This window comes from Rhodococcus sp. SG20037 (assembly GCF_031763325.1).
Classification (GTDB): Bacteria; Actinomycetota; Actinomycetes; order Mycobacteriales; family Mycobacteriaceae; genus Rhodococcus_F; species Rhodococcus_F qingshengii.
This window is the reverse complement of sequence record NZ_CP134497.1, coordinates 931,733-957,801: the sequence shown is the minus strand read 5'-3', so window position 1 is coordinate 957,801 and position 26,069 is coordinate 931,733. Positions and strand designations below refer to the sequence as shown.

Below are 26,069 nucleotides of genomic sequence, written 5' to 3'. Positions count from 1 at the left end.
CGGTCGGCATTTCACGTTTCGAGGTCGATGCCCAACGCTCCGGAGAGGGTCCGCAGACAGATCACTCTCAACTCTTCCTGCGGTATGGAAGGTTGATCGAGCCAGTCGAGGCAGACAGCTCGGACGAACGCGATCCATCCCCGAACTGCAACGGCAGCGAGCTGTCTTCTTTCGCCCTCGAATCCCAGTGCATCGAGGATTCGAATCTGCTGCTGTTCGAGTTCGCGCTCGACAATCGCCCGGATACCGGCCTCGGCCGACAGCGTCCCGACGTTGATGGCGCGCACTCCCCTGCTGTGCGACTTCACGTACGCGAAGTAGGCGTCCAACCCGGCTGCCACCTGTTCGCGCACCGGTAGCGTCGCATCGGGTGCGGTCACCTCGAGCAGGTGCTGCGATTCGCGCTCGACGATTGCGGCGAAGAAGTCTCGCTTGGTCGGAAAATAGTGGTACATCAACCCGCGCGAGACGCCCGCAATCTCGGCGACCTCTTCGATCCACACATCCTCGTACGAGCGATCGGCAAAAAGTTGCGCGCCGATGTCGAGCAACTGCGTGCGCCGCTGCTCTCGGTCCAGGCGTTTTCGTGGTGCGACCATAGGCAAGTCAGATTACTACTTGACACCGATTCAGTAAGGCGTACTTTGCGTACTAGACATCAATTCAGTAAGCGATCTCACCCCGGGGGACACACAATGAGCGTCGACACCACTCCAGAGGCGACGACCGATGCTCGGATCCCGCATCCGGCGTGGCGCCTGCCGGTCCTCGGGGACGTTCTCGGGATCAATATCCGGACACCGCTGCAGAACTCCGTGAGCATCGGCCGCGAACTCGGCCCGATCTTCGAGAGAAATGTCCTGGGAAATCGCTTCGTCTTCGCCTCGGGCGCGGACATGGTGGCAGAACTGTCCGACGAGTCCCGGTTCGCGAAGCACCTTGCACCTGGAGTCAAAGCACTCCGCGGAATCGGCGGCGACGGCCTGTTCACGGCGTACAACCACGAACCCAACTGGGGCAAGGCGCACAATCTCCTGGCACCGGCGTTCAGCCAGACTGCGATGCGCTCGTACCACCGCACCATGCTCGACGTAGCCGGCGAGTTGGTCGACCATTGGGACAGTCGTGAAAGTGACTCCCCCATCGACGTCTCCGCAGACATGACCAAGCTGACGCTGGAGACCATCGGACGCACTGGATTCAGCTACTCGTTCGACTCCTTCGAACGTGAAGAACAGCATCCGTTCGTCAAGGCAATGGTCGGCGCACTCTCCCATTCGCAGCGCACGACGTTCCTGAAGTCGACCGCCCTCGGGCGAGTGCTCGCACGTCGCGCCGATCAACGTGACGAGGTCCGCAAGGCGTACATGGCCGAGGTTGTGGACGAAGTGATCCGTGCCCGGCGGACAAGTACCGAACCGGGGCCCGAAGATCTTCTCGAACTGATGCTGCGGGCGGCACGCGAGAACGATCCCAACCGTATCGACGAACTGAACATCCGCCATCAGGTCGTGACCTTCCTCGTCGCCGGACACGAAACGACCTCCGGCGCATTGTCGTTCGCGCTGTACTACCTGTCACGAAACCCTGACGTGCTGGCCAAGGCGCAAGCCGAGGTCGACAAGGTATGGGAGGGCGAGGAGCCCGCCTTCGAGAAGATCGCGAAACTTCGATACGTACGACGCGTCCTCGACGAATCATTGCGTCTGTGGCCGACCGCTCCCGCCTACGGGCGCGCGGCGCTCGAAGACACGACGCTCGTCGGCAAGTATCCGATGAAGAAGGGCGATTGGATGCTCGTGCTCATCCCGTCACTTCATCGTGATCCGGTGTGGGGCAACGATCCCGAGGCGTTCGATCCGGATCGCTTCCTGCCTGCCAACATCAAAGCCAGGCCGGCGCACGTGTACAAGCCATTCGGAACGGGTGAACGCGCCTGCATCGGAAGACAATTCGCCATTCACGAAGCGGTCCTCGTGTTGGGCACCATCTTGCAGAAATACACGATCGAGGCCGATCCGGACTACGAGTTGAAGGTAGCCGAACGGCTCACCCTGATGCCCGAAGGCTTCAACTTGACGGTCCGCCGACGCTGACCTCGCAAAACTGCGTCGCGCAACTCGGTTGAACAGTCCCGAATGCGGTAATCCCTGAGGTGGCAGCAGCGAGCACCGGCGCACCCTGGGAGTTCACATGACAAAGAGGCCTGCAGTGGGAATCGTCTTACTCTCGGCGGCATTGGCCACGGGAGCTTGCTCGGCAAGCGTCGGGACGCCGCAAGTGGACAAGTCCGAAGTCGCAAGTCAGATCTCCACTCAACTAGCCGAGAAGATCGGCGAGCCACCCGACGACGTGACGTGTCCGGAGAACCTCGACGCCGAAGTCGGCGCATCGATCACGTGCATCCTGACCGAGCAGGGCACCGAATACGACGTCACAGCTACCGTGACCAGCGTTGACGGTGAAAGTGCGAACTTCGACATCAAGGTTGCGGATGTGCCGAACAACTAACTGCTGTGCGCCTTTATTAACCGCCGGCGGTTAATAAAGGCGCACAGCAAGGCGTCAGAGACGCTCGATAATCGTCGCGTTCGCGGTGCCGCCACCTTCACAGATGGTCAGCAAGCCGTAACGACCGCCGGTGCGCTCGAGTTCGTTGAGCAGGGTTGCCATCAGCTTGGTGCCGGTCGCGCCGAGCGGGTGACCGAGTGCGATCGCGCCGCCGTTGACGTTGACCTTGGCCGGATCTGCGCCGATTTCCTTGATCCAGGCCAGGACGACCGGGGCAAAAGCTTCGTTGATCTCGACGATGTCGATGTCCTCGATGCTCAGGCCGGCCTTCGCGAGAGCATGCTTCGTGGCCGGGATCGGCGCACTGAGCATGAAGATCGGGTCGTCGCCGCGTGCGCTGAGGTGATGAATCCGGGCGCGGGGCTTGAGGTTGTACTTCTCCACCGCTTCCGCCGACGCCAGCAGCAGCGCACTCGCACCGTCGGAGATCTGGCTGGCCACTGCTGCGGTCATGCGTCCGTCTTCGACGAGAACCTTGAGCGTCGCCATCTTCTCGAGGCTGGTCTCGCGGGGTCCTTCGTCGACGGTCGCGTCACCCATGGCGACGATCTCGTTGTCGAAGCGACCTGCGGCGATTGCAGCCTTGGCGCGCTCATGGCTCTGCAGGGCCCACTTCTCGAGCTCTTCGCGGCTGATGTCCCACTTCTCGGCGATCATTTCGGCGCCCTTGAACTGCGAGACCTCTTGGTCACCGTAGCGCTCGGTCCAACCGACCGAACCCGAAGTCGGCGTGTCGAATCCGTACTGCTGACCGACGATCATCGCTGCCGAGATCGGAATCTGGCTCATGTTCTGAACGCCGCCGGCAACGATCAGATCCGCGGTGCCCGACAGGATGGCCTGAGCGCCGAAGTGCACTGCCTGCTGGCTCGAACCACACTGACGGTCGACGGTCACCCCGGGAACGTGCTCCGGGAATCCCGCTGCGAGCCAGGACATACGGGCGATGTTGCCGGCCTGGCCGCCGATGGCGTCGACGCAACCGAAGATCACGTCGTCGACGTCACTGGGGTCGATACCGGTGCGCTCGACCAGTGCCTTGACGACGTGCGCACCGAGATCGATGGGGTGCACGCCGGACAGCGCGCCGCCCCTCTTGCCGATCGGTGTGCGAATGGCGTCGACGATGTAAACCTCGGACATAGCGTTAGCTCCTAGTTTCGTTGTGCAGCAATAGTTCTTGAAGTTGATTCAGCAATAGCGTCTGAAGTTGTGGCCGGATCGGAGAGCCCGTCGAGCACGATCGCGAGATATTGAGCCGCGACGGCGTGAGCCGAGAGGGATCCACCCGGGCGGTACCAGCGAACCGCGACCCACACGGTGTCGCGCATGAAGCGGAAGACCAATTCGACGTCGATGTCGGAGCGGAAGGTCCCGTCCGCGACGCCGGCTTCGAGGACGCCGACCCACAGGTCCCGGAATTCGGTGTTGCGCTCGGCCAGGTAAGCGAAGCGCTCGTTCCCGACGAGGTGCTTGACCTCGTCCTGGTAGATCGCCACAGCCGAATGTGAGGCGTCGATGGCCTCGTACGACGTCACGACCAGTGCTTCGAGCGTCGCGCGACTGTCCAACCCCGCCGCGACGATCTCGCGGTATTTTCCGAAGAGTTCGTCGAGGAACTGGTGCAGGATCTCGTCGACCATCGACTCCTTGGAATCGAAATGGTGATACAGGCTGCCGGACAGGATCCCGGCGGCGTCGGCGATGTCGCGGACGGTCGTCGCGCGCACTCCGCGATCGGCGAAGAGCCCCGCCGCGATCTCGAGCAGCTCGTCGCGGCGCCCGGACTTGCCGTTTGATTCGTCGGAATTTCGAGGTGGCGTCATGTATTCAATCCTATCCAGGGCCTTCCCCTGTGCGCGGTCAGCGAGTCCAGGGACTCCTTAACCGCGCACGGGGACGCTAGGCCCTCTGCGAAGAAACGGAGACGATCTCGCCGGTCATGTAAGTGGAGTAATCGCTGGCGAGCATCGCGATGACCGTTGCGATCTCCCAGACCTCCGCGGCGCGGCCGTAGGCCTCACCGGAAGCCAACTGGTCGAGCAGTTCCTCACTGGTGACCTTCGCCAGGAACGCGTGACGCGCAATGGAAGGCGAGACCGCGTTGATACGGACTCCGTACTCCGCTGCTTCGATGGCGCTGCACCGAGTCAGCGCCATGACGCCGGCCTTGGCTGCGGCGTAGTGCGCCTGGGAATGCTGCGCGCGCCAACCGAGAACGGACGCGTTGTTCACCAGAACACCGCCGTGGGGAACGCTTTTGAAGTACCGCAGGGCTGCGCGCGTCGAACGGAAGGTGCTGTTGAGGGTGATGTCGAGAACGCGATCCCACTGATCGTCCGTCATGTCGACGACGGGAGTTTCACCGCCAAGGCCCGCGTTGTTGACGACGATGTCGATACGTCCCAACTTCTCGGCGGCGCCGACGAACAACGCGTCGACCTGCTCGGTGCTCGAGACGTCACAGATGATCGATTCGACCTGCTGACCGGGGAATTCGGCCTTCAGCTTCTCCACCGTCTCGCCGAGTCGACGCTCGTGGAAGTCGGAGACGAGAACGTCGCCGCCCTCGAGAAGCACCCTGCGCGCAGTGGAGAAACCGATGCCGGTTCCGGCTGCGGCGGTGATGATCGCCTTCTTGCCCGCGAGCAGTCCGTGGCCCGGGGTTTCCTCCGGCGCAACGGAAAGCGGGGACGCGGCTTTGGTGTCAGACATTAACGGGCCTCTCGGGGAAGACCGAGCACGCGCTCGGAAATGATGTTGCGCTGAATTTCGTTGGAGCCGCCGTAAATCGTGTCGGCGCGGGTGAAGAGGAAGAGGCGTTGCCATTCGTCGAGCTCGAGGTGCTCGGGATCGGTGATGTCCGAGGCATTGCCTTCGGAATCCGCCCACGGTGCAACCAACGACGACGCACCCTGCACGTCCATCGCCAGCTGTCCCAGATCACGATGCCAGTTGGCCCACAACAGTTTTGCGACGGACGCTTCTCCGCCACCGGTTCCGGCGTCGACCGCGTCGAGAGTGCGCATCGCGTGGGCGCGCATCACGCGCAGTCCGACCCACGCGCGGGCGATCTTTTCGCGAATGTGCGGATCCTGGTCACTGCCATTGGCTTTCGCCAGGTCGACGACGCCTTGGAGCTCGCGGGCAAATCCGATCTGCTGTCCGAGCGTGGATACACCGCGCTCGAAGGTGAGCAGCCCCATCGCGATCTTCCAGCCCTCGCCGGGTTCCCCGACCACCAGATCGGCATCGGTGACGGCGTCGTCGAAGAAGACCTCGTTGAACTCCGATGTGCCGGTGAGCTGCTGAATGGGCCGAACTGTCACACCGGGCTGATCCAACGGGACAAGCAGGAAGCTCAACCCCTGGTGACGCTTGGAGCCCACCTCGGTGCGGCAGACCACGAAGCACCACTGCGCGACGTGAGCCAGTGAGGTCCACACCTTCTGGCCGTTGATGATCCACTTGCCGTCTTCGAGGCGTGCGGTCGTGGAGACGTTCGCGAGGTCGGAACCGGCGCCGGGCTCGGAGTAGCCCTGCGACCACAGTTCACTGACCGTGTTGATGCCAGGAAGGAATCGGCGCTTCTGCTCGTCGGTGCCGTACGCGATCAGCGTCGGGCCGAGCAGCTCTTCACCGATGTGGCTGACGCGAGCGGGCGCACCGGCCTTCGCGTACTCCTGATGGAAGATGACCTGCTGGGAGATGCTTGCTCCCCGCCCGCCGAACTCCTTCGGCCACCCGAGGCACGTCCACCCCGACGCTGCGAGGTGCTTGTCCCACTCGAGTCGTTGCTCGAAGAACTCGTGCTCACTGCCGGGGCCGCCCTTACCCTTGAGCTGGGCGAATTTGCCCGTCAAGTTCTCGGCCAACCACTGCGCGACCGTGGCCGCAAACTCGTCGTCCGTCATCTGCCCGTCCGGGCTCTCGCTCTGGTCCACATATGTAAGATAACCTACCAAGCACTTGCTAGGTAGCGTGTCAGGTAGGAGTCCAGTGACCGAACAACCGAGAACCATCCCATCAGCCCTCATCCGGGCCGCCGAGGAGTTCGGTGAGCGCGCGGCTATCGCCGATGGCGACACCCGACTGACCTTCGCACAGCTACATCAGCGCGTCCGCGATTTCGCCGGCGCACTGATCAACCGTGGGGTGAAGGCAGGCGACCGCGTCGTCATCTGGGCGCCCAACACGTACCACTGGGTGATCGCCCTGCTCGGCGCTCAGTACGCCGGCGCAGCCATCATCCCGATCAACACGCGCTACACCGGCACCGAAGCACTCGACATCATCGAGCGCGTCGACGCAGCTGCCCTGGTGGTCGTCGGCACGTTCCTCAAGGCCGACCGGTACCAGCAGTTGCTCGACGCCAATCCGGACCTGAGGATCCCCACCGTCATCCAGGTACCGATCGACGGGGACGACGACCGTGACGGCGTCATCGAGTTCGAGGACTTCCTCGCGCTCGCCACCGACGCCGCCCGCACCGAAGCCGACGCGCGTGCTGCGAAGGTGCAGCCAGACGACGTCAGCGACATCCTCTTCACCTCCGGCACCACGGGACGCAGCAAGGGTGCGATCACCGCGCATCGTCAGTCCATCGCCGTCGCCAAGTCGTGGGGTGAATGCGCCGAGGTCACCGCCGACGACAACTTCCTCATCATCAGCCCGTTCTTCCACACCTTCGGATACAAGGCCGGAATCCTGGTCTGCCTGTTGAACGGTGCGACGATCGTGCCGGTGTCCGTCTTCAACATCGACGACACCCTCGCATTGGTCAGCAGCGAGAAGATCAGCATCCTGCCCGGCGCCCCGACGATCTACCAGACCATCCTCGATCATCCCCGCCGCAGCGAATACGACCTGTCCTCGCTCCGCATCGCGATCACGGGCGCAGCACCCGTGCCGGTTGCTCTCGTCGAGCGCATGCAAGCAGAGCTTTTCGACGCCGTCCTCACGGCATACGGTTTGACCGAGGCAGTGGTCGCGACCATGTGCCGCACCGACGACGACCCGGTCACCGTCTCCACCAGTTCCGGCCGCGCGACAGCCGATTTCGAGGTCAAGATCGGCGACCAGGGTGAGATCCTGCTTCGTGGACCGAACGTCATGCTCGGATACCTCGACGACCCCGAATCCACCGCCAAGGCAATCGACGCCGACGGCTGGCTGCACACCGGAGACGTCGGAACCCTCGACGAGCGTGGCTATCTCGACATCACCGACCGTCTGAAAGACATGTACGTCAGCGGCGGATTCAACGTCTACCCCGCCGAGATCGAGGGCATGTTGGCTCGCCTGCCCGGCGTCCACGAGTCTGCTGCCATCGGCATCCCCGATCACCGGATGGGAGAGGTGGGCCGCGTCTACATCGCCCAACTCGACGGTGCCGGCCTCACCGAAGAGTCGGTGATCGCCTTCCTCAAGGAGAAGATCGCAGGCTTCAAGGTGCCCCGCGAGGTGCGCTTCGTAGATCATCTGCCCCGTAACCCTTCGGGCAAGGTCCTCAAAACGGTTCTGCGCGAGGAACAATCATGACCGTTCCCTTCGAAGCCGACGTCGTGACCTACGAGGTTCGTGACTCGGTCGCCGTCGTGACCTTGAATCGACCCGACTACCGCAACGCCCAGAACTCGGTGGTCACGTACGCCCTCGACGCGGCATTCCAGCGCGCCGTCGAGGACGACGACGTGAAGGTGATCGTCCTGGCAGGCAACGGACCTCACTTCAGTGCCGGTCACGACCTGGGAACTCCGGGACGCGACCATCACGTCGAGTACGAGAACAAGGCCACCATGTGGTGGGATCACGTCGACAAGCCAGGCGGTGACCAGCGTTTCGCCCGCGAGATGGAGGTCTACCTGGGCATGTGCCGCCGTTGGCGGGAGATCCCCAAGCCCACCATCGCGATGGTGCAAGGCGCCTGCATTGCCGGCGGGCTCATGCTCGCCTGGGTCTGCGACATGATCGTCGCGGCCGACGACGCCTTTTTCTCCGATCCCGTTGTCCGCATGGGCATCCCCGGCGTCGAATACTTCGCGCACCCGTGGATGGTCGGTTCACGATTCGCCAAGGAAATGCTCTTCACCGGCGATCGGTTCACCGCGCAACGTGCATACGAAATCGGCATGGTGAACCGCGTCGTCGCCCGCAAGCATCTCGAGAAGGAGACGTTCGAGCTCGCCGGACGTATCGCCGAGATGCCGCGCTTCGGACTGGCTTTGACCAAGAAGGCCGTCAATCAGTGCGAGGATCAGATGGGGATGCGGAACGGCATCGACTCCGTCTTCGGTCTGCATCACTTCGCTCACGCTCACAACGCCGAAGTCGGCAAAGACTCGCTTGGTGGTCTCGACGCCAAAGCTATGGCTGCCAGTGCTCGCGCACCGCAGGAAGGAACAAACTAGTGGATCTCGTATTCGACGACGCCACAACCGCATTCCGTGACGAGGTTCGCTCGTTCCTGGAAGCGAATGTGCCCGCGACTCCCCTGAAGTCGATGGATACCGCCGAAGGCTTCGAAGAGCACCGTCAGTGGGAGCACACACTCGCCGATGCCGGCTACGCCGTCGTCTCCTGGCCCAAGGAACTCGGCGGACGCGATGCGTCCCTGCTCGAATGGGTCATCTTCGAGGAGGAGTACTACCGCTCGGGCGCGCCCGGCCGCGTAAGCCAGAACGGCATCTTCTTGTTGGCTCCCACACTGTTCGAGCATGCAAATGTCGAGCAGTTGGCTCGCATCATGCCGCGCATGGCTCGTGCCGACGACATCTGGGCCCAGGCCTGGTCCGAGCCCGAATCCGGTTCCGACCTCGCTAGCCTGCGTTCGAGTGCGAAGAAGGTCGACGGCGGCTGGCTGCTCAACGGTCAGAAGACGTGGAGCTCACGCGCGAGTTACGCCGACTGGGGCTTCGGCTTGTTCCGCTCCGATCCGGATGCGCAGCGCCACAAGGGCATCACGTATTTCATGTTCGACCTCCGGTCGAAGGGTGTCACCGTTCGCCCGATCGATCAGCTCGACGGTGAGCCCGGCTTCGCCGAGATCTTCCTCGAAGACGTCTTCGTTCCGGACGACCCGGCCAACCCAGGTGAGTCGGGTGTGATCGGAAACGTCAACGAAGGTTGGCGGGTCGCGATGAGCACCGCGAGCAACGAGCGTGGTCTCTCGCTGCGCAGCCCCGGCCGCTTTCTCGCCACCGTCGACCGCCTGCTCGAGCTGTACAAGTCCAGCGGACGCACCGACGACAGCGCTCTGCGCAACCAGGTCGCCGACGCCTGGATCGGCGCTCGCGCTTACCAACTCAACACATTCGGCACCGTCACCCGTCTGGCCGACGGTGGACAGCTCGGCGCCGAGTCCTCGATCAACAAGGTCTTCTGGTCCGAGTGGGATATCGCCACCCACGAGACTGCTCTCGAACTTCAGGGCCCTGAAGCCGAGTTGGCCGACAACTGGATGGACGGATACCTGTTCTCCCTGTCCGGCCCGATCTACGCAGGCACCAACGAGATTCAGAAAAACGTCATCGCTGAGCGTCTGCTCGGCCTACCGAAGGCGGACCGATGAGATTCGCGCTCGACTCCTCCCACCAGGACTTCGCTGCAAGCATCGATGCGCTGCTGACCAAGTCCGACATGCCCGCCGTCATCCGTTCGTGGAACGACGGTGACACCGAGCCGGGCAAGAAGCTCTGGCAGCGCCTCGCCGAGACCGGCGTCAACGGTCTCGTCATCTCCGAAGAGCACGACGGACTCGGCGCCGACGCCGTCGACCTGGTCGTTGCGCTCGAACAGCTCGGTCGGCACGCAGTACCCGGACCGGTCGTCGAAACGATCGCCGTGGCGCCGACGCTCCTGGCTTCCGTTGCACCGGAACGTCTCTCTGCTCTCGCCGAGGGTTCGCTGGCAACCGTCGCAGCTCCCCCGCGCACACCGTTCGCGCTCGACGCCGATGCGGTGGATCTGGTTCTGCTAGCGCAGGACGGTGCCGTATCACTCGGCGTCCCTGGCGAAGCCAAGGCATCAGTGGATCTCTCCCGCAAGCTCTACGAGGTTTCCGCCGGCGAATCACTGGGCTTCGCCGACTTCTCGGCCGCCTTCGACATGGGCGCTCTTGCCACTGCCGCGCAGTTGCAGGGCCTGGGACAGACACTGCTCGAGGTCACCACCGAATACGCGAAGCAGCGCAAGCAGTTCGGCAAGGTCATCGGACAGTTCCAGGCCATGAAGCACCACCTGGCCGAGGTTGCCGTCTCCCTCGAGATGGCTCGCCCCCTGCTGCACGGCGCCGCACTGTCGGTTCGCGATCAGTCGGCCGACGCCTCGCGTGACATCTCTGCGGCCAAGGTCGCGTGCGGGGATGCTGCGTACAAGGCCGCTCGCGTCGGACTCCAGGTTCACGGCGCCATCGGCTACACGATGGAACACGATCTCTCCTTGTGGCTCACCAAGGTACGGGCGCTGCTCACCGCGTGGGGCACACCGTCCGAGCATCGCGCACGCGTCGTCGAAGCGCTGGTTGCATCATGAGCATCGACACCGAAGACCAGGCAGCATTGCGCGCATCGGTACGCGATCTCCTGAGCAAGCATTCCGACTCCGCTGCCGTCCGCGCCGCCATCACCACAGAGATCGGCTACGACGCCGCTTTGTGGAGCAAGCTGTGCGAGCAGATCGGCGTCGCCGCGTTGGCGATTCCGGAGGAGTTCGACGGCGTCGGAGCAGGTTTGGGCGAAGTACACGTGGTCCAGGAGGAATTGGGCCGCACGCTGACCCCGTCACCGATGCTGGGTTCGGCGATTCTTGCCGCACAGGCACTGCTGCTTTCCGGTGACAACGACGCATGCTCGCGACTGCTGCCCGGTGTCGCGTCCGGCGAGAGCACGCTCGCTCTGTGCTGGGCAGGTGCCGCGGGTTGGAGCACCTTCGGCGTCGAGGCAACCGAAGACGCGTTGACCGGCACGGCGTCGTACGTCCTCGACGGACACGTCGCAGACACCCTGCTCGTTCTCACGGCCGACGGGTTCTACGAAGTGGATCCAGCGGCCGAAGGCGTCTCCCGCCGACGCGTCCCCACCATGGATCCGACGCGAACGCTGGCGGAGGTCACGTTCTCCGGTGTTCGTGGTCGGCCACTGGAGTGGTCCGAAGATCTGGTCGATCGGATCCGAACCGTCGTTCTGATCGCCTTGTCTGCTGAACAGGTGGGAGCGGCCGCAGCGATCGTCGAACAGACCGTGGAATACACCAAGTCGCGCAAGCAGTTCGGTCGCGCGATCGGTTCTTTCCAGGCCCTCAAGCATCGGATGGCCGACATGTACACGTTGGTCGAGACGGCGCGCTCGATGACGTACGCCGCCGTGGCGACGCAGTCGGCGGACGACGCGGCAGTGGCGAAGGTCTACTGCTCGGAAGCCTTGCAGCAGATCACCTCCGAAGCGGTTCAGTTGCACGGCGGAATCGCAATCACCTGGGAGCACGACGCTCAGCTGTACTTCAAGCGTGCACACGGCAGCGCTCAGCTCTTCGGTCAGCCGAGCACCTACCTGCCGAGCCTCGCGCAGGCAGCGGGCCTCTAGGAGACGTCGGTGCTTGTTCGCTCGGGATTGCGAGCGAACAAGCACCACTGGTGCCCAGTCAGTGGAATGCCCAGCAGATTAATAGCTCTGGATCGCGCAGAATCGGTCACCAGACAGCTGTCCATCCCACAGACCGGAGTTTTCTCGTGAATCGATTCGACGACAAGCGCGTCCTCATCAGCGGCGCAGGATCCGGAATCGGCCAGGCCACCGTTGCCCGCATCCTGGCAGAAGGTGGCACCGTCGTCGCCGCCGACATTTCCGAGACCGGCCTCGAACAGACGCTGAACACCGCGAAGGACGCCGGCCACTCCGATCGCCTCACCACGGTGAAGGTCGACATCTCCAGCGAAGAGTCTGTTCGCGAACAGGTCGGCGCTGCGCTCAAGGCTCTGGGCGGCCTCGACGTGCTGGTCAACGCGGCGGGCATTCTGCGCTCCGCACACACCCACGAGATGACACTCGATTTCTGGAACACCGTCATCGGGGTCAACCTCACCGGAACATTCCTCATGACGAGGGAGTCCCTGCCGGCACTGCTCGAAAGCGGGGCAGGCGTCGTGGTCAACTTCAGTTCCACGTCGGCCACCTTCGCCCACCCGTATATGACGGCATATGCAGCGTCGAAGGGCGGAATCCAATCCTTCACGCACGCACTTGCACTCGAGTACAGCAAGCAGGGCCTTCGCGCCGTGGCCGTCGCACCCGGCAGCATCGCTTCGGGCATGACCTCCGATCCCGGCTTCCCGGCCGACATCGACTTCACGCTGCTCGGCAAGCTGGCCCCGGCAATCGGTGAGGGTTTCGCTCCCCCGTCCGCGGTCGCCGGCGTGATCGCGATGCTCGCTTCCGAGGACGGCTCGTTTGTCACCGGAACGGAAATCCGCATCGACGGCGGCACGCATATGTGACCACTTGCTGTGCGCCTTTATTAACCGCCGGCGGTTAATAAAGGCGCACAGCAGCGAGGCGGCATACTTATCTCGTCGCCCGGAACCGGTCAGGCGGTACGACGTGCGGTGGGGAGCCAGCGGTGAGCGAGTCAACAGGCACTACGAACCTCGAGCCCGTGCTGATCAGTCCCGTCGTCGGCGGAAAGATCCGCACCTGGTCCGAGGACGAGACCCGCTTGTGGAGCGTCGACGATCCCGCGGCGCTCGGCGCACTGTTGGGACGCGGTCTCGTAGCCCGTACGACCCTGCCGGACAACAAGTTCCGAGAGGTTGCGTTTCTGGATACCCAGACCCAGGCCCTCACTGTGCAGCCGCGCTTCGCTTCCCCTGACAGCACTGCACTTGCCGCACCGTTCAAGCTCACCGAGGCGTCGGCCCCGACGTCCGACGCTTGGGAAGATCTCGAATCGGTACTCGCGTCGGTCGCGATCTCCGCTGCTGGACGTGGCGAATTCTGGCTCGCGGAACTCGGCGGGTGGGATTCTCCGCACGAGCCGAACTGCCTCTTCACGACCGTCGACGAATCGGGACTGGCCAACGCGGTCATGGAGGCCACCCCCGCGCCCGCCGGAACCGGCGTCTGGCCGGAGGTTCCGAGCGGACAAACCGGCGTTTCCGTTTCGGCACCAGCCTCACAGGACACCATCGAGGCTGCCGGAATCTTCGCGGTATCAGCGATCGAGACGTGGGGCGTCACACCGTGGGACATCAACCTCACTTTCGGCAAACTGGTCGATTTCGCCTGATCAGCGGCGCCGACACGCGGCGGTGAGTTGTACGTCTCCCCTCAGCCGACGGCTCACGGTTCGTCACAACACGCCCGATGGCGACGACATCGGGCCCCTCGGTGGGCATACTGAGGGAACTGGGGTTACTCCCGGTCACAAATACCCGTGGATCCGCGTCGGGGCGGGTGCGGTCCGACAACACGCGAGCAGCCACAGACACTGGCGGCTCCGAAAGGTTCAATCATGGCAACCGACCAATTACAGACGGTTGTATTGCACGGCGACCAGCTCAAGTACGTCGACCAAGGCAGTGGCCCCGTTGTGGTGCTCATTCACGGCCTACTGGGCGCGCACTCCAATTGGGAGCCGCAGATCGAGACGCTCTCGCGTCATTACCGCGTGATCGCCCCTGATCTCTTCGGACATGGTGCGTCGGACAAGCCTGCCGGCGACTACTCACTCAGCGCTCACGCCGCCACTGTGCGTGACCTCCTCGAGGCCCTCGACATTCCGTCGGCCACCCTCGTCGGCCACTCCCTCGGTGGTGGGATCGCGATGCAGACACTGTATCTCTTCCCCGAGCGTGTGGAGCGGCTGTGCCTGGTAGCCAGCGGCGGACTCGGCCCCGAGGTGAGCCCACTCCTGCGTGCAGCAACTCTGCCCGGCAGCGAACTGGTACTTCCCGTCCTCGCGTCCCGGACGCTGACCGACGTGACAGACAAAGCGCTCGGACTTTTCAACAAGATCGGCCTGTTCAAGCTCGGTGCCAGCGCGAGTGAGGCCCGTAAGAGCTTTGCTTCGGTGTCGGACGCGTCGACGCGTCAGGCATTTCTGGCGACGGCACGATCGGTCATCAATTACAACGGTCAAACCGTCAATGCCACTCCGCATTTCGCCAACTTCAAGAATCTGCAGGCACTACTGGTGTGGGGTGAGGAAGACACCATCATCCCCAACGCCCACACCGAGAACGCTCGCGCCGAACTACCGCTGGGGCGGGTGGAGATCTTCAAGCGCGCCGGACATTTCCCGCACCTTGACTACCCGGATCGCTTCGACCGTGTCTTCTCCGAATTCATGACGGACTGCGGAGTCGGTATCGGCACCGGACCCAAGGCCGTCAGCAGCTGAACTAGCTCCCCGCAACCAGCTCTTCGAGGTAGCTCGCCACCCCGTCCTCGTCGTTCGTGGGCAAAATTCGGTCGGCGAGCTCGATGACCTCGGCTCTGGCGTTGGCGGGCGCCAGAGCCGTTCCGGCCCAGGTCAGCATGGCAACGTCGTTGAAGGCGTCACCGGCCGCGGCCACTTCCGACGCGTCGATGCCGTCGATCGCGCACAACTGCGCGAGAGCGCTGGCCTTCGAGACGCCCGCCGCTGCCATTTCCATGTACGGGGCCCCGGAGTGGGTCAACTCCACACCCTCGATACCCGCAGCGACCGCTGTTCGGTACAGGTCGGCGCTGGGAACCTCGGCATGCCGGGCCACGATCTTGACCATCGGCTCCACGTCCAGCGGCAGCGTATCGGCGAGCACCATCTCGTGCAGGTGCCGGTGATGGTCCGCGAACTCGCACAGAGCGGCATACTCCGGCTCGGCAAAGAACTGCGTGGGTCCGACGTTCGCGAACACTACGCCAGGAATCAGAGCACGAACCTGCTCCATAGCTGTTGCAGCCAAAGATGTTTCGATCGAAACGGTGTCGACGATCTCCGGAGTCCCGTCCGCCAGGTCGAGAATGACAGCTCCGTTGGCACACACAGCTTTACCGCGAAATCCGCACGAGCTCGCCAACGTGTGTACCGAATGCCTGGCCCGGGCCGTCGCCCACACAACTTCGATCCCCGCGAGCCGCGCGTTCTCCATGGCCTGCGCGGTGCGCGCCGAAATCGTTCGGTCGGAGCGCAGCAGGGTGCCGTCGAGGTCGGTTGCGAACATACGAATACGGGTCACCAGACAATGATGGCAGTCCGTTCGCAGCCCTCACCAACTACGTGACATGGGCCGTTGCTCTGTCAATTACTTACTTGGGCCTCGAGAAGGTGCCGACGCATCTCACCGAAGACCACACCCAGCCGCTCGACATCTCGCGGGCTCAGCAGGTCGAACATGCTCTCCCGTACAGCGGCCACGTGCGCCGGGCTTGCCGACGCCAATTTCTCGGCACCCGAGTCGGTCAGCTCCGCATTAGCGCCCCTCTTGTCGTCGACACACTCGACCCGGCGCACCCACCCGGCACCGACCAGCCGATTGACGGCCCTGGTCACACCACTTCGGGTCGCCATCACAGCATCGGCGAGCTCACTCATGCGCAGTTGCCGCCCAGGCGCTTCGGATAGAGCAACCAACAGTTCGAAGTCCGTGAACGAAATGTCGGAGTCTCGCACCAACTGCTGATCGAGAACACGCTGGAGCAGTCGGGTCGAGTCCAGGTAAGCCCGCCAGGCCGTTTGCTCCGAGTCGCTCAACCACCGCGTCGATTCCATGACACCAGCATATCCGAAGTAGTTGACAACGAAATCAAATGATCTATTCTCAATGTAGTTGATCAGTCAACTACCTGTTCGAAGAGAAGGTTCAACCGAGAGGCGGGCGCTATGAGCGACAACAACGCAGTGCAGTTCGAGGAACGCCGGGCCGAGATCAGGGATCGACATCTGCTCCCCGCCGACAAACGACCCGCATCGACCGCACGCGGCCTGCACCATACGGCCCTGATCAGCAGCGACGTCGAACGAACCGTGAAGTTCTATCAAGATCTCCTCGGCTTCCCTCTCACCGAGCTGATCGAGAACCGCGACTATCCCGGGTCTTCGCACTTCTTCTTCGACATCGGCAACGGGAACCTCCTGGCCTTCTTCGATTTCCCGGGACTCGACGTGGGCCCGTACCAAGAAGTACTCGGCGGCCTCCACCACATCGCGATCAGCGTCGAACCTGCCAAGTGGGCGAAGCTACGTACCAGACTGACCGAGGCCGGCGTCGAACTGATCGAGCACAGTGAGGTTTCGCTGTACTTCCGCGATCCCGACGGCGCTCGACTCGAACTGATCGCAGACCCACTCGGTGAGATGTACGGCAATCACGTCCTCTGAAAACTTGCTCTCCCCCATACCATTCGGAAGGCACACCATGACCTCCACTCTGTCTCAGCCGAACCTCGATATCCGTCGATCCGGGGATCGCTTCCAGTCCAATGCCGGCTGGCTGGACTCGAAGCACTCGTTCTCGTTCAGCAATCACTACGACCCGAAGAACACTCACCACGGTCTTCTCCTGGTCAACAACGACGACATCGTCACGCCCGGAATGGGATTCGACACCCACCCGCACCAGGACATGGAGATCGTCACCTGGGTACTGAGAGGTTCTCTCGTACATCAGGATTCGATGGGGCATTCGGGCGTCATCTACCCCGGTCTCGCCCAGCGGATGAGCGCTGGAACGGGAATCCTGCATTCGGAGAAGAACGATTCGTGGCGACTCGGTGACGTGGCGGGTGCGCATTCCGACAAGCACAGCGACCCGGTTCACTTCATCCAGATGTGGGTCGTCCCCGACGAGGCCGGAATCACGCCCGGATACGAGCAGTTGGAGATCGACGCCGAATTGCTTGCCGGTGGACTGGTTCCCGTCGCGTCGGGCATGGACGCGTACGCCGATCACTCGGCAATCCGGATCAAGAACAAGTACGCCGCGATGCACGTTGCGCGTCTGCAACCCGGACAGCCCGTGACCCTGCCCGACGCACCGTTCCTGCACGTTTTTGTCGCCGACGGTCAGGCCGCCATGGAAGGCGTCGGAGTGCTCGAACAAGGTGACGCGGTACGCGTGTCCGGCGGCGGAGGTCAGCAGCTCAGCTCCGATACCGGGGCAGAGGTCATCGTCTGGGAAATGCACGCCACCGTTTCGCAGGGATGACATGAAGCCCTTCTCGTACGACGCTTCACCGGCTCGAATCGTCTTCGGCCAAGGGATGATCGATACGATCGCCGAAGAAGTGCGGCGGCTCGGCCGTAGCCGAGTGATGGTGCTGGCAAGTCGTCGACTCGACGCGGTTGCCGCCGCCGTGACCGAATCTCTCGGCGACATGGCGGTGGTCCGCTTCGACGGCGCTGTGATGCATACTCCGATCGAAGTCACGACAGCCGCGCTGAGACTTGCCGAGAACCATCACGTCGACACGGTCGTCGCGATCGGCGGCGGTTCGGCAACCGGGTTGTCCAAGGCACTGGCACTACGAGCGGGGTTCGATCAGATCGTCGTTCCGACAACGTACGCGGGATCAGAAGTCACTCCGGTGTTGGGTGAAACAGAGAACGGACGCAAGACAACTCGCTCCTCTCCCCACATCAGACCCGAAACCGTCGTATACGATGTCGACCTCACTCTCGATCTGCCGCTGGACACCACGGTCACCAGTGCCGTCAACGCGATGGCGCATGCGGTTGAAGCGTTGTACTCCACCGAGTCCAACCCGATCACGGACTTGATGGCAATCGAGGCACTCTCCGGAATCGCCCGGGCATTGCCGATCATCGTCGGCGATCCGAGAAATGTGGAAGGCCGGGCAGATCTGCTGCAATCGGCCTGGTTGGCCGGAACCTGCTTGGGCACAGTCGGTATGGGACTTCATCACAAGTTGTGCCACACCCTCGGTGGCAGCTTCGGTTTGCCGCACGCTCCCACCCACGCCGTTGTCCTCCCACACGCGATGGCATTCAACGCGCCTGCTGTCCCGGATGTGATGTCTCGAATAGCGACTGCCTTGGGTGTATCCGACGCCGCCACCGGCGTTTTCGACCTCGTCACCTCGTGCGGCGGACCGACCTCCCTGAGAGAGGTGGGAATGAGTCACGATCAGATCGGCCGTGCAGTCGAACTCGCGAACGCCGCCGCTTATCCGAACCCGCGTGAGATCACCCCGGCAGGCCTGAGCGAACTCCTCGAGAACGCCTGGTCCGGGCGTCGACCCGCCATCAGGTGAGAACGAATCAGGCAGTACCGCCTCGCGGCCTGACATGTTCGAAGATCAGAATCGTCTCGGTCGCAGCAACCGCCGGATGCGCCGAGAGATTGTTGACGACGAAGTCACGCAACTGCGCCGAATCCGTCGTTGCGACGTGCAGCATGTAGTCGTCGACACCGGCCACGAAGTACACGTTGAGCACGGAGTCCAGCTTGGCGAAGTCGTCACCGAGCCGGTTGAGGTGCGACCGCGCGTTGGCCTGCAGTCGAACTGCGATCATCGCCTGCAGATCCATTCCTAGAGCGGCGGGGTCGATGTCCGCATGGAATCCCCTGATCACACCGTTGTCCACCAAGGCGCGCACACGTCCGAGGCATGTCGACGGCGCAATTCCCGCGATCGCGGCCAGCGCATTGTTCGGAATCCTCGCGTCTTTCGCCAGCTCTTCGAGCAGAACCCGGTCGACCTCGTCCAACTTCACGGCAGCCCGAACATGCTTCGGCGAGGCAGCCGTCTGAATACCGATTTTTGAACTTTCGCGCACCATGAATACAGCCTAGAGAATTATCTTCACTTCTCTTCACTATCTGGCGACGAAACTTCATGCTTGGCACCTGCCATTCGAAGAAACAACAGACTCAGTTCGGAGCCGTGTCATGAAGGTCGGAATCCCCCGCGAGATCAAAAACCACGAGTACCGCGTGGCCATCAGCCCAGCAGGCGTCCACGAACTGGTCGGCCGAGGACACGAAGTCGTCATCGAAACGGGTGCAGGCGTCGGCTCCTCGTTCAGTGACGAGGATTTCAAGGCCGCGGGCGCGCAGATCCTCGGATCTGCCGATCAGGTCTGGACGGACGCAGATCTACTCCTGAAGGTCAAAGAACCTATTGCAGAAGAGTATTCGCGACTCCGTAAGGATCAGGTTCTCTTCACCTACCTGCACCTGGCGGCGTCGAAGGAATGCACCGACGCGCTCCTGACGTCGAAGACCACCTCCATCGCCTACGAAACAGTTGTCGGTTCCGACGGTTCACTGCCCCTCCTCGCCCCGATGAGTGAAGTAGCCGGACGCCTGGCACCGCAGGCGGGCGCCTATCACTTGATGCGTCACGGCGGCGGACGCGGAGTGCTGATGGGCGGCGTACCCGGAGTGCGCCCCGCCAAGGTCGCGGTGATCGGTGCGGGAGTCTCCGGCAAGAACGCCATCGCCGTGGCCTACGGCATGCAGGCCGACGTCACCGTTCTCGACCTGTCGATCGCGCGCCTGCGGGAAATCGACGAGCTGTACCACGGCCAGGTCAAGACCATCACGTCCAACAGCTTCGAACTCGAACAGGCAGTACTCGACGCCGACCTGGTCATCGGCGCAGTGCTGGTCCCCGGGGCGAAGGCGCCGACTCTCGTCTCCAACAGCCTGGTGGCGCGTATGAAGCCGGGTTCTGTCCTGGTCGACATCGCCATCGACCAGGGCGGCTGCTTCGAGGATTCACACGCGACCACGCACGCCGATCCGACGTACCAGGTTCACGGTTCGGTCTTCTACTGCGTTGCGAACATGCCCGGAGCGGTCCCCCGTACGTCCACCTACGCACTCACCAACGCGACGCTTCCGTACGTCGTCGCCTTGGCCGACAAGGGGTGGAAGGACGCGGTCGCGACAGTTCCCGGCCTGGGGTCAGGTCTGAGCACACACGACGGCCTGCTCCTGTCCGACAGTGTTGCAGCGGCGCATGGGTACTCGGCTACCACTCTCTGACCCAGGCAGCTCTGACCCAGGCAGCTCTGACCCAGGCAAGGACAGCTCGAGATCGCTAGCCTTGATCCATGAGCATTCCTGACATCACGCTGAATTCCGGAACCACGATCCCGCAACTCGGCCTCGGAGTCTGGCAGGCCACCAACGACGAAACCGAGCATGCAGTACGGTTCGCACTCGACGAGGCCGGCTACCGGCACATCGACACCGCTGCCGCCTACGGAAACGAAGAGGGCGTCGGACGAGGTATCGCCAACTCGTCCGTCGCGCGAGAGGACATCTTCCTCACCACGAAGCTGTGGAATGCGGATCAGGGCTACGAGCCGGCGTTGAAGGCTTTCGACACCAGCATCGACAAGCTGGGCGTCGACTACGTCGATCTCTACCTCATCCACTGGCCTCTGCAGGACAACGACCGACTCCTCCGCACGTGGGACGCACTCGAAAAGATCGCGGAATCGGGCCGCGCCAAGGCAATCGGGGTGTGCAACTTCGAGCCGCATCATCTGCAGCTTCTCGTCGAACGCGGTGGATTGTTGCCCGCAGTCGATCAGGTGGAACTGCACCCGCATCTCACGCAGCACGCCATTCGCGACAAGGCCGCCGAGCACGGGATCAAGGTCGAATCGTGGAGCCCACTCGGCGGTACCAGTAACGCAGGTTGGGGTAAGGCGTCCAAGCCCAACACCCTGCTCACCGACCCGATCATCACACGAATCGGTGACCGCCACAGCAAGACTGCCGCGCAGGTCCTGATCCGTTGGCACCTTCAGAACGGCCTGATCGTCATCCCGAAATCCGTACACGATGCTCGAATCGCTCAGAACATCGACGTATTCGACTTCGAACTCACCGATCTCGACCTGAGCGAAATCGACACTCTCGACGACGGCACCCGCGTCGGCGCGCATCCCGATGAACTCAACATCGGTGCACCGAACTGATCAAGCCGCTCGTTTGGTGGGGCGAAGCGCATCGAATCCGTTTCGCCTCACCATCGTTCCGAGGGTCTTCCACCACGGCCGAGCCGGATCCGGCTCGCTTCCGTCGCCCATCCGGTGCAGCTGATCGGTATGCCACTGCAGGTCGAGTGCACCGTCGAGCATCGAGATGTCGGCAACCTTCCCCAACAACTTCCGCGCTCCGAACTCAACAGTCGGCACGGTCAATCGTTCCCGATCCGATTCCAGGAGAACGGTTGCCGCGTCGGGGATCGTGATCGTCGGCCGGCCGAGGCCGATCACGTCGCACGCGCCGGAAGCCAGTGCCTCGACCATCGCCGATCGCGAGCGGAAGCCGCCGGTGACCGCCAAGGGAATGTCGCCGGCAATCGCTCGGACTGTCTCGGCGTACTCGAGGAAATATGCCTCTCGATCGCGAGTGCTCTGCTTCTGCGCTTTACCCATCATGGCCGGCGATTCATAACTGCCACCGCTGATCTCGATGAGATCCACCGACTCTTCGGTCAACGCGCGCACTACTTCTCGCGACTCGTCTTCCGAGAATCCACCTCGTTGGAAATCAGCCGAGTTGAGCTTGACCGAGACCGCGAATCCCGGAGCAACGGCAGAGCGTATGCGCCGAACGATCTCGATCAGAAAGCGTCGTCGACGCTCAGGATCTCCACCCCACTCGTCCGTCCGCTGATTGGACAAGGGCGAAAGGAACTGCGCAACAAGATAACCGTGCGCTGCGTGTATCTGCACGCCCCCGAAGCCGGAGGACTCGGCGACGCGAGCGGTTTCCGCGAACTTGTCGATGATCTCGTCGATCTCAGCGGTCGAGAGTTCTCGCGGCGTCGCCATTCCCGGAATCTTCAGCGCGATCGCGCTCGGGGCGACCGGTCTACCTCTGCTGGCAATCGGGTTAGATTGCCGCCCTGGGTGGTTCAGCTGCATCCAGATCTCGGCGCCGCCGTTCTTGGCGGTCTTGGCCCAGGCAGTCAGTGCTTCGGCATCACGATCGTCGTCGACGACGACATTGCCCGGTTCGGCGATCTGCGATCGATCGACCATGACATTGCCGGTGATCAGCAAACCGAACCCGCCACTGCCCCAACGACCGTACAGCGTTTCCAAGCGAGTGGACGGTCCATGAGTGCGGTCACCCAGAGCCTCGCTGAGCGCAGCTTTCATCGTGCGATTCCGCAGGATCTGCCCGCAGGGCAAAGTCAACGATTCTCCGAGCGTGGTCATGGATGCCTCTCGTATGAAGGGAAGAAAGTCAATGGCGCGGCGCAGAACCGAAGTGCCGCTTGGTATCGCGCACGAAGCTCGAGAAGATCAGCGAGTTGACCGGTAGCCCGCCGCGCACCGCGAGCGACAGCTTCGGACGCGGCGAGAATGCAAAATTCCACTGCAGTCTCGAACCCACTGCGAGCTCGTCGACGCGGTAGTCCTCCGCGAAGGATTGGAACAGCGGAACATTGGACTGTTCGACGTAAAACGAGTGCCGACGCGTTTCGTCGTCCCAGGTGATGAACTTTTCGCGCATCTGCATCGCACCGCCGCCCACCTCCGCGATTCGGCGCGTGCCGACGCCGTAGGGGCGCGGCGAGGTGTAGTGCACTTTGGTGAGCAGCCGGCACCACGACAAAGGCTCGTCCGCGGTCAGACCAGCCCAGACGTCATCCGGTTCGGCGGTGAGGTCGATCGAGTACGTGAAGATATGCGGTGCCGTGTCGAAGAAATCGACACCGACCGGTTCGAGGTCGAACCAATGTGTCATCGCCTACTCCTGCCCAATTAGCCGTTACATGAAGTTACGGATACTTGACGACCGAAGTCAACCCCCGAAGGCTCAGCCGGACCAAGCCTCAGAACGAGAGAGCCCCTGCAGTGAAGCGATGACCTGTTCGAGCGGCTCGATACTTCGAGTCGTCTGGCACACCGCCACCGCACCTTCGACCGACGTGATCGTCAGGTTTGCCATCGATTTTGCCTGCACTGCAGGATAACCCGCAGTTTCGAGTTGCGATTCGATCAACTTCTGCCATCCCAGCATGACCTCAGCCGACACTTCCGCGACTTCCGGCTCACTGGCACGCGCCAACCCGCCGGCAATCACCGGGCAGCCGATCGCGAAGTCCGAGCGTGTGAGATTGAGTCGCCAGATGTCTCCGACCGCTTCGATCACGTCGGCCGTGGAACCGGTAGCCGCAGCCGAGCTGATCCGTCTGGTGATGATCGCACCGGCCGCGCGCACGGCTTCGACCATCAACTCGGTCTTACCGCCAGGAAAGTGATGGTAGATCGACCCACGGGGTGCGCCGCTGTGCTTGATGACGTCGCTGAAGGACGTCGCGTCGACACCGTTGCGGCTGATCAGTTCAACCGCACTGCGAATCATGCGATCACGTGAGCTCAGCTCTGCCATGTCACAGATCCTTCGGCCGTCGGTACACCTGTCGACTCATACGCTACGTTATGTATGACGACCTACATAGTGATGGGATGAAACAATGAGTGACGAGACAACCGCGACCGTCGATCCGGCGCAGATGACAGGCCTCGAACTTCTCCGCTGGATGGGAACGCAGGTCAACGACCGACCCAGCATCGGACGCCTCCTCGGCATGGAGATGCGCGAGGTCAACGAAGGATCCGTGAGCTTCGCCCTGACCCCGCGCGCCGATTTCAGCAACCCGCTCGGCACTGTTCACGGCGGCATCTGCGCAACGCTGCTCGATTCGGTCATGGGCTGCGCGGTACACACGATGCTTCCCGCGGGCGTCGGCTACACGACCCTCGAACTCAAGCTCAACTACATCCGCACTGTGCCTCTCGACGGTGACGAGCTGACAGCCCACGGCAGCGTCATTCACGTGGGCGGGCGCACCGCGACCGCAGAGGGCAAGGTCCTGGACAAGAACGGCAAGTTGGTGGCGCACGGAACTACGACGTGCATGATTTTTCGCTGAGCCGACGAAGGATGGCGAGAATGTAGCTGCGCCCGACGTGAGCAGGGTGCGAGTGCCGATGTACGATCGGCTCGTGACCCTGCTCACTGCGCACCTCTGGTGGCCCGACCGCTGACGGTCAGCCGCAACTGCGTGCTGCCCGGACCGATATCGGGTGGTCCAGCAGGCTCCTCTCAGGATCCCCGATCCGGCAAATGCCGTACGCGTCGTCGCTACGACCGCCAAGATCAGGTACCGAATCCACGAAGGAGAGTTAGTTGACCACCACCCCACTCAACCGTTCGCTCGAGCCTTTGGGCGTCTCCATCCCGTCGAAAGTGCCGACGCACTGGTACAACCTGGCGGCTGACCTCCCCGAGCCTGTTCCCCCGCACCTGCATCCGGGCACTCGTGAGCCGCTCGGCCCCGAGGACTTGGCGCCGCTGTTCCCGATGAACCTCATCGCGCAGGAAGTCGCAACCGAGCGCTACATCGAGATCCCGGAGACGGTTCGCGAGATCTACGGCATGTGGAGGCCCTCTCCCCTGTTCCGCGCGCATCGACTCGAGCGCGCTCTCGGCACACCTGCCCGCATCTACTACAAGTACGAAGGCGTGAGCCCGGTCGGTTCACACAAGCCGAATACTGCTGTCGCGCAGGCTTACTACAACGCAATCGAGGGAACCACCAAGCTCACCACCGAAACCGGTGCGGGACAGTGGGGTGCGTCGCTGTCGTTCGCGGGCGCGCTGCTCGGACTCGACGTCGAGGTATGGCAGGTTCGCTCGTCCTTCGATTCGAAGCCGTACCGACGCATCCAGATGGAGGCGTACGGCGGAATCTGTCACCCGTCGCCTTCGGACCTGACGGAAGCCGGACGCGCACTGTTGAAGTCGCATCCCGACACCACCGGCTCGCTCGGTATGGCCATCAGTGAGGCCGTCGAGGTCGCTGCGCAGGATCCGAACACGCACTACTCACTCGGTAGCGTGCTGAACCACGTCATGCTGCACCAGACCGTGATCGGTCAGGAAGCAATGGTCCAGCTCGAAGAAGCCGGCGACGCCGTCCCCGACACCGTGTTCGGTTGCGCCGGCGGCGGTTCCAACCTCGCCGGACTCACCTTCCCGTTCCTGGGACGAAACCTTCGCGAAGGCACCAAGACTCGTCTGGTCGCCTGCGAGCCGTCGGCATGCCCGTCCCTCACCCAGGGCGAGTACCGCTACGACTTCGGTGACGTCGCCGGCCTGACGCCGCTGCTCAAGATGCACACTCTGGGTAAGGATTTCGTACCGCCGGCCATCCATGCCGGTGGCCTCCGCTACCACGGCATGTCGCCGATGGTCTCGCACGCGGTCAACCTCGGACTCATGGATGCAATTGCCGTCGATCAGGACGACGCACTCCAGGCAGGTCTGATTTTCGCCCGCGCCGAAGGAATCATCCCGGCTCCGGAATCAACCCACGCGGTTGCCGGCGCTATCGCTCACGCCCGTGCCGTCACCGAACCCGAGGTGATCGTGATCGGGCTGTCCGGCAACGGTCAGTTGGATCTTCCGGCGTACTCGCCGTACGTCTGACGCCGTCGGTGTGGTGGTCTCGTGCGTACGAGGC

Annotated in this window: 28 protein-coding genes; 17 read left to right on the top strand and 11 right to left on the bottom strand. The window is 62.9% G+C overall.

Annotation, left to right across the window (positions count from 1 at the left end; genetic code table 11):
- Positions 1–11 precede the first annotated feature (11 nt).
- A complete protein-coding gene (locus tag RHP72_RS04470) occupies positions 12–599 on the bottom strand; it encodes a TetR/AcrR family transcriptional regulator (RefSeq protein ID WP_003945528.1) in 588 nt (195 codons plus the stop codon).
- A gap of 96 nt (positions 600–695) precedes the next feature.
- On the opposite strand from RHP72_RS04470, the gene RHP72_RS04465 reads away from it, so the two are divergent.
- Both RHP72_RS04465 and RHP72_RS04460 read left to right on the top strand, forming a co-directional pair.
- Positions 696–2,096, top strand: coding sequence for a cytochrome P450 (locus RHP72_RS04465; protein WP_007734205.1), 1,401 nt, complete (start codon positions 696–698; stop codon positions 2,094–2,096).
- Between the two features lie 97 nt (positions 2,097–2,193).
- A complete protein-coding gene (locus tag RHP72_RS04460; protein WP_020906277.1) occupies positions 2,194–2,511 on the top strand; it encodes a DUF4333 domain-containing protein in 318 nt (105 codons plus the stop codon).
- 54 nt (positions 2,512–2,565) lie between these two features.
- On the opposite strand, the gene RHP72_RS04455 is transcribed toward RHP72_RS04460, so the two are convergent.
- The 4 genes from RHP72_RS04455 to RHP72_RS04440 all read right to left on the bottom strand — a co-directional run bounded on the left by RHP72_RS04455 (position 2,566) and on the right by RHP72_RS04440 (position 6,515).
- Positions 2,566–3,714 carry an acetyl-CoA C-acetyltransferase gene (locus RHP72_RS04455; RefSeq protein WP_003945727.1) on the bottom strand — a complete coding sequence of 383 codons (1,149 nt, stop codon included), beginning with the start codon at positions 3,712–3,714 and terminating at the stop codon, positions 2,566–2,568.
- A gap of 11 nt (positions 3,715–3,725) precedes the next feature.
- Positions 3,726–4,397, bottom strand: coding sequence for a TetR/AcrR family transcriptional regulator (locus RHP72_RS04450; protein ID WP_003945807.1), 672 nt, complete (start codon positions 4,395–4,397; stop codon positions 3,726–3,728).
- 76 nt (positions 4,398–4,473) lie between these two features.
- Positions 4,474–5,286 (bottom strand): SDR family oxidoreductase, encoded by an 813-nt coding sequence (locus RHP72_RS04445; RefSeq protein WP_003945582.1) that lies wholly within the window; start codon positions 5,284–5,286, stop codon positions 4,474–4,476.
- Complete coding sequence (locus RHP72_RS04440) at positions 5,286–6,515, bottom strand: acyl-CoA dehydrogenase family protein (RefSeq protein WP_007734188.1); 1,230 nt, start codon at positions 6,513–6,515, stop codon at positions 5,286–5,288. The genes RHP72_RS04445 and RHP72_RS04440 overlap by 1 nt, the downstream gene beginning before the upstream one ends.
- Before the next feature lie 55 nt (positions 6,516–6,570).
- Here RHP72_RS04440 and RHP72_RS04435 point away from each other — a divergent pair, with 55 nt between their 5' ends.
- The 8 genes from RHP72_RS04435 (at position 6,571) to RHP72_RS04400 (ending at position 14,964) form a co-directional block, all read left to right on the top strand.
- Positions 6,571–8,112 (top strand): FadD3 family acyl-CoA ligase, encoded by a 1,542-nt coding sequence (locus tag RHP72_RS04435; protein WP_007734186.1) that lies wholly within the window; start codon positions 6,571–6,573, stop codon positions 8,110–8,112.
- Positions 8,109–8,981 carry an enoyl-CoA hydratase gene (locus RHP72_RS04430; RefSeq protein ID WP_054188068.1) on the top strand — a complete coding sequence of 291 codons (873 nt, stop codon included), beginning with the start codon at positions 8,109–8,111 and terminating at the stop codon, positions 8,979–8,981. The genes RHP72_RS04435 and RHP72_RS04430 overlap by 4 nt, the downstream gene beginning before the upstream one ends.
- Positions 8,981–10,141 (top strand): acyl-CoA dehydrogenase family protein, encoded by a 1,161-nt coding sequence (locus RHP72_RS04425; RefSeq protein ID WP_311094389.1) that lies wholly within the window; start codon positions 8,981–8,983, stop codon positions 10,139–10,141. Before RHP72_RS04430 ends, RHP72_RS04425 begins: the two co-directional genes overlap by 1 nt.
- Positions 10,138–11,103: an acyl-CoA dehydrogenase family protein gene (locus RHP72_RS04420; RefSeq protein WP_064443119.1), complete on the top strand. Its 966-nt coding sequence runs from the start codon at positions 10,138–10,140 to the stop codon at positions 11,101–11,103. Before RHP72_RS04425 ends, RHP72_RS04420 begins: the two co-directional genes overlap by 4 nt.
- The gene (locus tag RHP72_RS04415; RefSeq protein ID WP_003945931.1) at positions 11,100–12,152 is read left to right on the top strand and encodes an acyl-CoA dehydrogenase family protein; all 1,053 of its coding nucleotides are present in this window, start codon (positions 11,100–11,102) and stop codon (positions 12,150–12,152) included. The genes RHP72_RS04420 and RHP72_RS04415 overlap by 4 nt, the downstream gene beginning before the upstream one ends.
- A 146-nt stretch (positions 12,153–12,298) precedes the next feature.
- Positions 12,299–13,063: an SDR family NAD(P)-dependent oxidoreductase gene (locus RHP72_RS04410; RefSeq protein WP_054827265.1), complete on the top strand. Its 765-nt coding sequence runs from the start codon at positions 12,299–12,301 to the stop codon at positions 13,061–13,063.
- Between the two features lie 122 nt (positions 13,064–13,185).
- Positions 13,186–13,851, top strand: a complete 666-nt coding sequence (locus tag RHP72_RS04405) for a hypothetical protein (RefSeq protein WP_064075164.1) — start codon at positions 13,186–13,188, stop codon at positions 13,849–13,851.
- Between the two features lie 225 nt (positions 13,852–14,076).
- Positions 14,077–14,964 (top strand): alpha/beta fold hydrolase, encoded by an 888-nt coding sequence (locus RHP72_RS04400; RefSeq protein WP_007734173.1) that lies wholly within the window; start codon positions 14,077–14,079, stop codon positions 14,962–14,964.
- 1 nt (position 14,965) lies between these two features.
- Here the strand turns inward: RHP72_RS04400 and RHP72_RS04395 are convergent, their stop codons facing one another.
- Positions 14,966–15,784, bottom strand: a complete 819-nt coding sequence (locus tag RHP72_RS04395; protein ID WP_003945542.1) for an HAD family hydrolase — start codon at positions 15,782–15,784, stop codon at positions 14,966–14,968.
- A 62-nt stretch (positions 15,785–15,846) separates the two neighbouring features.
- Positions 15,847–16,317 (bottom strand): MarR family winged helix-turn-helix transcriptional regulator, encoded by a 471-nt coding sequence (locus RHP72_RS04390; RefSeq protein WP_064075163.1) that lies wholly within the window; start codon positions 16,315–16,317, stop codon positions 15,847–15,849.
- A 111-nt stretch (positions 16,318–16,428) separates the two neighbouring features.
- On the opposite strand from RHP72_RS04390, the gene RHP72_RS04385 reads away from it, so the two are divergent.
- From RHP72_RS04385 to RHP72_RS04375, 3 genes are read left to right on the top strand one after another with little or no spacing between them, the layout of a single operon-like run.
- The gene (locus RHP72_RS04385; RefSeq protein ID WP_007734170.1) at positions 16,429–16,926 is read left to right on the top strand and encodes a VOC family protein; all 498 of its coding nucleotides are present in this window, start codon (positions 16,429–16,431) and stop codon (positions 16,924–16,926) included.
- Positions 16,927–16,963: 37 nt separating this feature from the next.
- Entirely contained in the window at positions 16,964–17,752 is a 789-nt protein-coding gene (locus RHP72_RS04380) for a pirin family protein (protein WP_311094387.1), read from the top strand.
- Position 17,753: 1 nt separating this feature from the next.
- A complete protein-coding gene (locus RHP72_RS04375; protein ID WP_042449442.1) occupies positions 17,754–18,818 on the top strand; it encodes a maleylacetate reductase in 1,065 nt (354 codons plus the stop codon).
- A gap of 7 nt (positions 18,819–18,825) precedes the next feature.
- Here RHP72_RS04375 and RHP72_RS04370 read toward each other — a convergent pair whose 3' ends face one another.
- Entirely contained in the window at positions 18,826–19,347 is a 522-nt protein-coding gene (locus RHP72_RS04370; protein WP_019746936.1) for an Lrp/AsnC family transcriptional regulator, read from the bottom strand.
- A gap of 109 nt (positions 19,348–19,456) precedes the next feature.
- On the opposite strand from RHP72_RS04370, the gene ald reads away from it, so the two are divergent.
- Together ald and RHP72_RS04360 are read left to right on the top strand one after the other, a co-directional pair.
- Positions 19,457–20,557 (top strand): alanine dehydrogenase, encoded by a 1,101-nt coding sequence (gene ald / locus RHP72_RS04365; RefSeq protein WP_311094386.1) that lies wholly within the window; start codon positions 19,457–19,459, stop codon positions 20,555–20,557.
- 68 nt (positions 20,558–20,625) lie between these two features.
- Positions 20,626–21,501, top strand: coding sequence for an aldo/keto reductase (locus tag RHP72_RS04360; protein WP_007734162.1), 876 nt, complete (start codon positions 20,626–20,628; stop codon positions 21,499–21,501).
- Here the strand turns inward: RHP72_RS04360 and RHP72_RS04355 are convergent, their stop codons facing one another.
- The 3 genes from RHP72_RS04355 to RHP72_RS04345 all read right to left on the bottom strand — a co-directional run bounded on the left by RHP72_RS04355 (position 21,502) and on the right by RHP72_RS04345 (position 23,932).
- Positions 21,502–22,752 (bottom strand): NADH:flavin oxidoreductase/NADH oxidase family protein, encoded by a 1,251-nt coding sequence (locus tag RHP72_RS04355; RefSeq protein ID WP_007734160.1) that lies wholly within the window; start codon positions 22,750–22,752, stop codon positions 21,502–21,504. It abuts the gene before it with no gap.
- Positions 22,753–22,780: 28 nt separating this feature from the next.
- A complete protein-coding gene (locus RHP72_RS04350) occupies positions 22,781–23,284 on the bottom strand; it encodes an SRPBCC family protein (RefSeq protein ID WP_042920475.1) in 504 nt (167 codons plus the stop codon).
- 72 nt (positions 23,285–23,356) lie between these two features.
- A complete protein-coding gene (locus RHP72_RS04345) occupies positions 23,357–23,932 on the bottom strand; it encodes a TetR/AcrR family transcriptional regulator (RefSeq protein WP_003945856.1) in 576 nt (191 codons plus the stop codon).
- 85 nt (positions 23,933–24,017) lie between these two features.
- Between RHP72_RS04345 and RHP72_RS04340 the strand changes: the two genes are divergently transcribed.
- Both RHP72_RS04340 and RHP72_RS04335 read left to right on the top strand, forming a co-directional pair.
- On the top strand, positions 24,018–24,476 hold the full coding sequence (locus tag RHP72_RS04340) for a PaaI family thioesterase (RefSeq protein ID WP_003945940.1): 459 nt from the start codon (positions 24,018–24,020) through the stop codon (positions 24,474–24,476).
- A gap of 257 nt (positions 24,477–24,733) precedes the next feature.
- A complete protein-coding gene (locus tag RHP72_RS04335) occupies positions 24,734–26,035 on the top strand; it encodes a TrpB-like pyridoxal phosphate-dependent enzyme (protein ID WP_003945451.1) in 1,302 nt (433 codons plus the stop codon).
- Positions 26,036–26,069 lie beyond the last annotated feature (34 nt).